The 9,449-nt window shown below is 71.2% G+C and carries 13 protein-coding genes; all 13 read left to right on the forward strand.

Translation table 11 applies throughout. The annotated features are described in order from the left end of the window. Positions 1-333 precede the first annotated feature (333 nt). The 13 genes from OOJ91_RS34275 (at position 334) to OOJ91_RS34335 (ending at position 9,269) form a co-directional block, all read left to right on the forward strand. Positions 334-879: a hypothetical protein gene (locus tag OOJ91_RS34275; protein ID WP_266251854.1), complete on the forward strand. Its 546-nt coding sequence runs from the start codon at positions 334-336 to the stop codon at positions 877-879. Between the two features lie 71 nt (positions 880-950). Beyond that, entirely contained in the window at positions 951-1,982 is a 1,032-nt protein-coding gene (locus tag OOJ91_RS34280; protein ID WP_266251856.1) for an ADP-ribosylglycohydrolase family protein, read from the forward strand. Between the two features lie 93 nt (positions 1,983-2,075). Further along, positions 2,076-2,705 (forward strand): hypothetical protein, encoded by a 630-nt coding sequence (locus tag OOJ91_RS34285; protein WP_266251859.1) that lies wholly within the window; start codon positions 2,076-2,078, stop codon positions 2,703-2,705. 119 nt (positions 2,706-2,824) lie between these two features. Further along, the gene (locus OOJ91_RS34290; protein WP_266251862.1) at positions 2,825-3,064 is read left to right on the forward strand and encodes a hypothetical protein; all 240 of its coding nucleotides are present in this window, start codon (positions 2,825-2,827) and stop codon (positions 3,062-3,064) included. A 246-nt stretch (positions 3,065-3,310) separates the two neighbouring features. After that, positions 3,311-3,505 carry a hypothetical protein gene (locus OOJ91_RS34295; RefSeq protein WP_266251865.1) on the forward strand — a complete coding sequence of 65 codons (195 nt, stop codon included), beginning with the start codon at positions 3,311-3,313 and terminating at the stop codon, positions 3,503-3,505. Beyond that, a complete protein-coding gene (locus tag OOJ91_RS34300) occupies positions 3,505-4,458 on the forward strand; it encodes a peptidoglycan-binding domain-containing protein (protein ID WP_266251867.1) in 954 nt (317 codons plus the stop codon). The genes OOJ91_RS34295 and OOJ91_RS34300 overlap by 1 nt, the downstream gene beginning before the upstream one ends. A gap of 528 nt (positions 4,459-4,986) precedes the next feature. After that, complete coding sequence (locus OOJ91_RS34305; RefSeq protein WP_266251869.1) at positions 4,987-5,277, forward strand: hypothetical protein; 291 nt, start codon at positions 4,987-4,989, stop codon at positions 5,275-5,277. Next, positions 5,277-5,552 (forward strand): hypothetical protein, encoded by a 276-nt coding sequence (locus tag OOJ91_RS34310; RefSeq protein WP_266251871.1) that lies wholly within the window; start codon positions 5,277-5,279, stop codon positions 5,550-5,552. The genes OOJ91_RS34305 and OOJ91_RS34310 overlap by 1 nt, the downstream gene beginning before the upstream one ends. 41 nt (positions 5,553-5,593) lie before the next feature. Next, entirely contained in the window at positions 5,594-5,950 is a 357-nt protein-coding gene (locus OOJ91_RS34315) for a hypothetical protein (protein ID WP_266251873.1), read from the forward strand. Further along, a complete protein-coding gene (locus tag OOJ91_RS34320; RefSeq protein ID WP_266251875.1) occupies positions 5,947-6,474 on the forward strand; it encodes a hypothetical protein in 528 nt (175 codons plus the stop codon). Before OOJ91_RS34315 ends, OOJ91_RS34320 begins: the two co-directional genes overlap by 4 nt. Before the next feature lie 18 nt (positions 6,475-6,492). Then, on the forward strand, positions 6,493-7,623 hold the full coding sequence (locus tag OOJ91_RS34325; protein ID WP_266251876.1) for a DUF5131 family protein: 1,131 nt from the start codon (positions 6,493-6,495) through the stop codon (positions 7,621-7,623). Beyond that, positions 7,616-8,587 carry a ParB/RepB/Spo0J family partition protein gene (locus OOJ91_RS34330; protein WP_266251877.1) on the forward strand — a complete coding sequence of 324 codons (972 nt, stop codon included), beginning with the start codon at positions 7,616-7,618 and terminating at the stop codon, positions 8,585-8,587. The genes OOJ91_RS34325 and OOJ91_RS34330 overlap by 8 nt, the downstream gene beginning before the upstream one ends. 295 nt (positions 8,588-8,882) lie before the next feature. Beyond that, positions 8,883-9,269 (forward strand): hypothetical protein, encoded by a 387-nt coding sequence (locus OOJ91_RS34335; protein ID WP_266251878.1) that lies wholly within the window; start codon positions 8,883-8,885, stop codon positions 9,267-9,269. Positions 9,270-9,449: the final 180 nt, after the last annotated feature.

Raw genomic sequence — 9,449 nt, forward strand, 5'->3', positions numbered from 1 at the left:
GGTGCGCCGGGGCGCCGTACCACATTGCTCGATGATCAGGCTGTTTTCCACAGCCGGTGGTCTGTCCACAGATGCGAGTCGCCGCGGTGGCGGGTCACCGGTGGGGAGCGGCAAGCTGGCGGGCGCCGGCGTGGTCACTCCGAGCGGCACCGGCCACGGCTGACGGCTGGTGGGGTGCGGTGAGCAGCAGGCCACCGGAGCGCGGCGCCGCCCGCAGCCAGCGGGCGGCGCGGGCGCGACCTTAGCCCTTGGGTGCGGTTTGGTGTGCTGACCGCCGCATGATAAACTTTATGTGTGCGGGTGAGCGACCCGCACGCGAGTGGAGGATAACCCTTGCTGCTTTTCATGACCGGCGTCGGCATCTCCCTGCTCATCGCCGTCGCCGCCGTGGTCCTTCTGCGCTACGGCCGCACCGAGTCCTGCTGCAGCGCGGACGTCTACCTGAACGACCCCCACGACCCGGGGTGCCGCCACTACGACGTCACCCCCGCCAGGGCCCTCTCCCACGGCAACCTCTGGGGGGTCATCAACCCGGCAGGGGCCGTCGTCGCCACCGCCGCCACCCCCACCGCCGCCCAACGGGCACTCCGCAGGGTCTCCGGCACCGACCACGAGACGGCCAACGGCTACCGAATCGACCTCGTCTGCCCAGCCCACCCCGAGGCCCTGCACGCCGACTGCGACAGCGACACGGACGCCGACCTGCCGCTCATCCTCGTCGCCGAGCAGTTCGCCGAGACCCACGGCCTCGACCCGGACCTCCGCCGTACCTGCGGCCCCTGCAAGGCGTGGGCCACCGAAGAGCACCTGATCAGCCGCGCCCACCTCTACACCGTGCTCGCCGCCGTCAACCGGCCACCCATCCCGCGCCAGGGATGACCTACGGGGGGCGGGACCACACGGTCCCGCCCCCGCCACATCACCCAGCCCACTCGAAGGGAGCACCGCAGATGCCAGCCATCCACGCAGCCTCCGGAGCGCTGTTCGGCCTCGCCTTCGGCGACGCCGTCGGCAAGGACATCGAGTTCACGCGCTACGACACGATCGTCGAGCGGTACGGGTCCTCAGGCCCGCGCCAGCTGCCCATCCCGGCGCTCGTCACCGACGACACCCAGATGGCCCTCGTGGTCGCCCGCGCCCTCATCGACTACGGCCCACCCCCGTACGACACCCACGCGCTCACCACCGCGCTGCGCGTCGGCTTCGTCGACTGGTCCACCCTCGTCGAGGGCTGGCGAGCCCCCGGAACCACCTGCATGACGTCCTGCTACCGACTGCAGCGGTCGCCCCGCACGCCGTGGCAGCGGCTCACCCAGGGCCGCAGCAAGGGCAACGGCGCGAACATGCGAGTAGCCCCGGTCGCCCTGGTGCCCGGCCTGTCCGACCACGACATGGCCGGCATCGCCCAGCTCCAGGCCGCCATCACCCACGGCCACCCGACGGCCCTCGCCGCCTCCGAACTGACCGCCCTCGCCGTCCGCCTGGCAGCCGAGGGCATCACGGCGCTCGACGTCGTTGACGCCCTGCACAAGCGGTGCCAGACCCGCCGGACCGTTTACCGCGAGGACGTCCTCGGTGACCTCGCCTCCTGGTTGGACCCGGGCCGGCAGTCCAACTGGATCGCGTTCGGCTGGGACGAGTGCCGGGAGGCGATCGAGCGACTGTGGGAGGCCCTGTCCTACGCCGACGACGGCGGCGACGCGTGCGCCCACCTCGGCGCGCGCGGCGGCACCGCCGAGGACTGCCTCATCCTCGCCCTGTACTGCGCCGTCCGGCACCCCGGCGACCCGGTCACGGCGATCGCCCGCGCGTGCGCCACGTCCGGCGACTCCGACACCATCGCCGCCGTCACCGGAGCGATCGTGGGCGCGACGCACGGGCTCGACGCCTGGCCGGCCGGCTGGGCCGAGCGCATCGAGTACGCCGACCAGCTCGCTGAGATCGGCGAGATCTTCGACGCGATCGACCTACCCAACACCTGATCAGGCAGAAGCATCACGCGACTGGTCCGGTGGGCCGGTGGCGGCCGCCGCTATCGTCAACGACCTGCCACCGTCCGAGCGAAAGGAATCTCGATGCGACGATCCGGCCGGAAGACCACCAAGGGTCGGGGCGTCCGCGTCCTCACACGAGCCCAGAGAACCACGGTGCTGCACCGTGCCGCCTGGATGGTCGCCGAGATCAACGACGCCCAACCGAAGTGCGTCGAGGGCGTCGCACTGCTCGACCGCGTCGCCGACCTGGTCCACATCAAGGCCGAGCCCGTGCCCGTCGCCGTCGCCGTGCAGGGGCCGGCGGGATCGTGCCTGCTGGGTGAGGCCGTCGACGGTGTGATCCCGGTCAGCGCCGGCGGGAGGGTCATACGCTCGCCGACCACGGCGCTGTGGAGCGGCGCCGGGCACCTCGTCCTGTTCTCGTCCGAGGAGAAGACTCTCTTCGACCCCACCCTGGACCAGGTCAACCCCGCTACCGGCTTTGCGCGTGGCGCTCTGATCATGCCGGTCACCGCCGATGAACTCTTCACCGAGGACCTGACCCTCACCGTCGACGAGGGCGTCAAGGTCCTGTATCGCGCCGTTCGAGGGGACACGAGCTGGCGGACCGCGTACAACACGACGTACGCCCGGTCTGGTCTCTCGGCGCGGACAGTTGCGCGGAGAGCGTTGGAGCTGGAGGGGTTCGACGAAGACCTGGTCCCGGCCTGACCGATGACCAGACCCGGCGAGGTGGCGTCCACGCTGGCCAGCCAGCTACCCACACAGCCTCGATAGGCGGGAACACGGAAACCGCGCCGCGGCCGCGCTGGCACGCTGATGATCGGTTCATGTGGGAGCGCGTCGACGTGCCGGCGGTCGGAGGCCCTGTCGACGGCCGGAACCTGCTGGTGCCCGTCGACGAGGACGGGCTGCCGCCGGCGACGATCGATCAGACCTGGCTGTGGGTGGAGTACGGCGGGGAGCTCCTCGACGCCGACGTCGGCGGGGTGTACGAACTTGAGTCCGTCGCGGGTTCTGGACCGCCGTGGTTGTACCTGTGGGCGCCGGCGGCCGCCGAGGGAGGGTGAACGGGGGAGGTTCCGGCTCCTGCGTCCACGTCCGGCAGGTTCGCAGGTCGCCGGCCGGGCTTCCGTCCGTGCAATCAGATCATGGCCGCATGCCGTCATGACGTCACGCCGCCCAGCATGACGTCATGACGATGCCCTCCGCCCCGGTCGGGAGAGCCGCGGCGGGTTGACTGGCTGCCAGCGGACGAGCAGGGGCCCGGGCTCGCACCAGGACGTTAGCCCTTCCGGCTGTGCATCGTGCCCGGCATGGATACGACAACGGGAGTCGAGCAGGACGCCGTTCCTGCCGAGGACGGCCAGGTCATCGAGCCGTGGGAGAAGACGGACGAGGCGCTCGACGCGGCAGCCGAGCTGATGCCGGTGTGCCCGGACGGCGACGACGCCGAGGGTGAGTCCACCGACGGCGACGCCGACGGCACCGTCGAGGGCGGTGACGCCTGATGGGCACCCTGACCGGCGGCACCGTCTACGACACCTACTACAAGGTCAACCGGTCGTGGCGGCCGATCGGGCCGGTCGTCGACGAGTGGCAGGTCTATACCGCGAAGAGCACAGACGGGTACGTGTGCCTCGGGGTCGTGGGCAACGCGTCGCACTGGAACAAGAAGAACACCGGCGACCACACCTCCCGCAGCTCCCACAGCACCGTGATCGGCGGGAAGACGGTCTACCCGAAGTCCGGGTGGGTGTACGCGATCGACGGTCGGGTGCCCGAGCCCGCCCGGTTCGAGGCGTGGTTCCTCGGCCGGCTGAAGGCCGGCGCGTACCCGCACGTCAAGTACTGGAACATCAACAACAAGCACTACAACCAGAAGGCCGGTTGGAAGCCCACCTACTCCAGCGACGGGCACCTGCACCTGTCGTTCGACCCCGGCTGCGAGTACGCCGACAGCTCGATCCTCGCGGACTACGAGCGGTACCGCACCGGCAAGGCCCCGGCCGCACCCAAGCCGCCGGCGGCCGCCCCGAAGCCGCCGGCTGCCGGCGGCCGCCCGACGCTGCGCAAGGGCAGCAAGGGCATGTGGGTGCGCAAGCTGCAGGGCGCCCTCGTCGCCCACGGCCGCAACATCGCGGTCGACGGCGACTTCGGACCCCGGACCTACGCCGCGGTGCGGTCGCTGCAGGGCAGCAAGAAGATCGGCGTCGACGGGATCGTGGGACCGCAGACCTGGGGCAAGCTCCTCGCCGGGCAGACCACGGTCCGCCGCGGCGCCGAGGGCTTCGCGACCGGGCTCGCGCAGGGGCTCCTGGTCGCGCAAGGCCAGAAGATCAAGATCGACCGGGATTTCGGGCCGGCCACCGACAGCGCGACCCGCGCGTTCCAGCGTTCCAAGAAGATCGGCGTCGACGGAGTCGTCGGCCCGGTCACGTGGGACCGACTGGTCAACGGCTGATGGCGGGGACAAGCCCGGGAGCACCCACACCAGGCGAACTGGTGTGGGTGCCCGGGCGCGTCCACGCCGTCGACGGGGCGACCGTGACGGTGCGGATCGGCGGGGATCTGGTCGTGGTCGACCTCGGCCTCCTTCAGGGCGGGGTGGGAGGCCGACTGCCGGGCGTAGAGACGAAGGCCGATGCGCAAGGCATTGCGCGTACGTCGATGAGTGCATAGGATTGAATACGGACCTACCGGGGTGAGCGACCCCGACCAGGAAGGACACCAGATGCACTCTGCGTTGCCTGTCCCGCAGACCCCGGACGCTGGCCCCTCGGCCGGCGACCGGCGACACCGCGTGGACACGCGCAGACCAGCACACCGTGACCCGGCTGGGGTCCGGCGCACGGCCACCGGAACTACCGCACCGCACCGAGCCCCCGGCGCTGCTTCCACAGGAGGTTGTGGCGTCGGGCTGGACACCATCGCAACGCGGGAACCCGACCGTGCTCCAGCTCTGTTGCCGTCCCGGCTGATTTTGCTCGCCATGGAGCAGATCAGCCGGGACGGCGACGGAGACGACTCTCCGTGGAAGGCCCGTCTCCCGCACCTCTCCGATGCCTTCGTCGGCGCGGTCGCCCGGCAGATGCGCCGCCTCGCCTACATCTGGGCCGACATGGCCGACGGCGGCGGGGAGCCCACCCACTGGTATCCGAGCACCGCCACCCTGACTCGCGCCGACGCGCTCGCCTGGGTCGTCGCCGAAACCGACTGGCAACTCACCGAAATCGCCCGCGCTGCTGCCCAACGGCAGACCGACGCCACCCGGGCCGCCTGATGGCACGCCCGCGATCCGTGCGCCCCCAGGGCTGCCACCACAACCGGCCGACGGTCACGACCGTCGACGGGCGGACGGTCGTCTCCCTCAACTGGTCCGGCCACCACAGCGCCGCACCGGGCGAACGATGCGCCTCCTGCGAGCGGCCGACCCTCGTCGTCGACTGCGACGGCATGCCGCGCCACAAGACCTGCGCCGAGCGGGACATGGCCCGTGAACTCACCGCCGCCGGCCACCGATACGCCGCGAACGCCCCGGACGCCCTCGCGTCCTGACCCTTTCCGGCCGCACTGGCCCTCGAGCACACGGAGGCACCATGACCACCGGTCACCTGGAACGGCTCTTCGCCCTCGACCGGCACACCGACGTCACCGGCGTCTCCGGCGCCGGCGTCGTCGCGTACGGCGTCGAGACCACCGACGGCACCGTGATCATGCGCTGGCTCGGCGACAGGCCGTCCACCGTGATCTGGGAGTCCATCCAGCACGCCCTCGCCGTGCACGGCCACGACGGCGCCACCACCGTTGTCACCCTCGCCGGCCCGATCCCCGAGGACCTGGCCCCGACCGTCCGCGCCGCGTTCTCCCGGATCCTCGCCGTCGCCGGCGTCGTCGGACAGCTCGCCGAGGACGTCGACCGCGCGCTCACCCAGTCCGGGCCGGTGGCCAGGTGAAGCACCGCGCGCACCGCAAGCAGAAGCACGCACCGGAACCGGGCGTCACCAACGAGTGCGGGCTGGTCGCCTACCGCACCCGCAGCGCGGCCCGTCACGCCCTGCGCCGCAACCTGCGGGGCAAGCCGCTGCGCGAGAGGCGATGCGACGGGTGCGGCCTGTTCCACCACTTCTTGATGGACGAGTCGATCATCCGTGGCCACCGGACCGCCGGCGAGCGGTTCGGCACGCCGCTGACGTTCTCCGCCAGCCGGACCGCGGGCCCGACGCCCACCGCCGCCGGCGCCTGGCCCGCGCACATGGCCGAGATCCTCACCGAGAAGTGCTTCCCGTGCGACAAGCGGAAGTACCCGGACAGCGCAGCCGCCACCCGAGCCGCCGACTACTTCACGACGGTCTACGGCAAGGCGTACCGGGTGTACGAGCAGAAGTCGTGTGGCTGCTTCCACGTCACCACCGTCCTGACCAAGGCCGAGAGGCGCGCGAAGAAGGCCGCGCAGCACTCGGTCGCCTTGGCCGCCTAGCCCGAGAAGGAGCCCTCCGTGGCGACCAGAAGCAAGATCGAGTGGACGACGTCCACGTGGAATCCCACCCTGGGCTGCGAGCGCGTCTCGCCCGGGTGCACCAACTGCTACGCGATCCGCGAAGCCTGGATGCACGCTCACCACCCCACCGCGAAGATCGCCCAGGCGTTCGCGGGACTCGTCGAGCGTCGAGACGACCGCCTCGACTGGACCGGTACGGTGCGGACCCTTCCGGAGCGGCTGGGCATCCCGCTGCACTGGCGCACGCCCCGGCGGGTGTTCGTCGACAGCCAGTCCGACCTGTTCCACGACGACGTGCCGGACGGGTTCATCGCCGCGGTGTTCGCCATCATGGCCGCCGCGCCGCAGCACACCTACCAGCTGCTCACCAAACGACACGGCCGCCTGCGGAGCCTTCTGGGCAACCCGAAGTTCCGGGAGCTGATGGCCAAGGAGCTCCGGCTCCTGACCGAGGGCATGAGCCTCAAGATCCCCGGCGACGTCTCCTGGGCCTGGCCGCTCCCAAACGTCTGGATCGGTGTCAGCGTCGAAGACCAGAAGTCCGCTGACCTCCGGATTCCCGCCCTGCTGGCCACCCCGGCAGCGGTCCGGTGGCTGTCCTGCGAGCCGCTGCTCGGCCAGGTCGACCTGAGCGAACACCTCACCCGACGCCGACCCGTCACCGACCCCTACCTCGACGCCCCCGACGGGGCAGTGGTCGACGGCATGGAACGCGTCGGCGACAGCTGGCAGCGCCGCGCCGGCATCGACTGGGTCGTCGCCGGCGGAGAGTCCGGCTCCGCGGCCCGACCGATGCACCCCGACTGGGCGCGGCTCCTGCGCGATCAGTGCGCCGACGCCGGGGTGCCGTTCTTCTTCAAGCAGTGGGGCGCCTGGGCGCCGTTCGCCACGCACTTCGCCGCCGACCACGGCGAACGGCTGCCGTGGGACACCTACGTCAACCTCGACGGCTCGACCGGCGAGTACGCGATCAGCGAGGACCACGACCAGGCCACGAACTGGACGGGCGATCCGAAGCCCGGCAACCACGCCGTGACCCGGGTCGGTAAGAAGCGCGCCGGCCGGCTCCTGGACGGCGTCGAGCACCTCGACATGCCTGCACTGAGCGAAGGAGGCCACAGTGAGTAACCCGACCGCGATCAGCGCGCTGCTGCGCATCCCGGCCCACCTGGTCAAGCCCGGCCGCAACGTCCGCACGGACCTGGGCGACGTCACCGAGCTGGCCATGTCCATCAAGGACGACGGCCAGGAGGAGCCGATCACCGTGCACGACTGCGGAGACGGCACCTACGAGGTCCACGAGGGGCACCGTCGGCTCGCCGCGATCCAGCTGATCAAGTACCCGTACGTGCTGGCCATCGTGCGGCGCCGGTTCGACGACGCGGAACGCCTGACGAAGCAGGTCAAGATCCACGCCCAGCGGCAGTCGTTCAACCCGATGGACGAGGCGTTGGCCTTCCACGAGCTGATGTTCGCCCACAACTACAGCCGCGAGCAGATCGCGCGGTCGATCGGGAAGCGCCCCGAGTACGTGAGGGACCGGATCGCCCTGACCCGCCTCACCCCGGAGGAGCAGGACCTCGTCCGCCGAGGACGCCTGCCGGTCGGCGAGGCGGTGCTCCGCGTGGCGGACCGGCGCGCGGAGTGGACCGGCCGCACCGAGCCGGCCCGCCGGCGGTCAAACTGGCCGTCCCGGCCCCGGACCAGCACCACGCCCGGCAACACGAAGCCCACCGTGGAGAAGCCGGCGTCGTTGCCGGCGGCCGCGCCGGGCACCGTCGAGCTGCCGGTGATCGCCCTGTGCGGGGCGGCCCGGTTCGCCGCGGACTACGAGGCGGCAGCCCAGGAGTTCACGCTCGCCGGTCACCCGGTCCTCGCACCGGTGTTCCTCGACGACGAGGCGGTCACGACCCGGCAGATGGAGGTGCTGCGCATGGTCCACCGGCGGATGATCGCGCTCGCCGACGAGGTGGTCGTCGTCAACCCGGATGGCTACATCGGCGACGACACCGCCAAGGACATCGCCTACGCCGAGGAGCTGAACAAGCCGCTCCGCTACCTGGTGCCGGTCGACGTCCCGGCCGCTGCCTGAGGCCAACCCCCGGTGTCCCCTCAGCGTCAATGGGAGCGGGAGAAAGCCATCCGGCAGGCCCGCACCCCGCAGGAAGCAATCGAACGCGCACAGCGCGGCATGGCACGCGTCAGGGCTGCCCTCGCGGCGGCCCTGGCCGGCGAACCACTACCCGAGATGCCGGCGCCGCAACGGCGGGCCGAACCCCGACCGGCCGGCTACGAGTACGTGGCCTGCGCCAGTTGCTACCGGCCCATCCACGCCCTGCCCGGCAGCCGCTGCGACAGCTGCCCACCCCCCGACGGGAGCCCTGACCGTGCCTGACCCCCGAACCCTGCCGACCAGCCCGTTCATGATCGTCACGTCCGTTGAAGTGCAGTGCAGCGGCGGCTGCCCGGCGCCGTACGGCGCCGGCGAGCCGCCGCTCTTCGAGACCATCGACGACGCCATCCGCATCCTCCGCGACATGTGCTGGGTGTTCGTCGGCAATCGGGCGCTCTGCCCGGGCTGCGCGGCCGCCGCCGACTGCGCCGTCACCGGCCACCAGTGGACCGGTTGGACGAAGGACATGGTCGAGGGCCTGCCCTGCGAGCAGCGGACGTGCCAGCACTGCGCGGTGCAGGAGTACGACCCGCCGCTGGCCGAGCTTGAGGTGCTGGTCCGCACCATGTGGGACCTGAACGGTGGCGCCGATGCCGGCTGAGCGGCGACCAGACAGGAGTGGGGAGACCGTGACGATCTCGACCAGCCCCGCCCGCGATGCTGCGGGCGGGGCTGCCCGCTTCTCCGGACGGACCAACGGCTGCGACGATCACAGCGCCTTCCATGCTGGCTGCGTCGACTGCGTGGAGAACGCCCGCGCCTACCGTCAGATGAGAGACCG

This window comes from Micromonospora lupini, from assembly GCF_026342015.1.
GTDB classification, from domain to species: Bacteria; Actinomycetota; Actinomycetes; order Mycobacteriales; family Micromonosporaceae; genus Micromonospora; species Micromonospora lupini_B.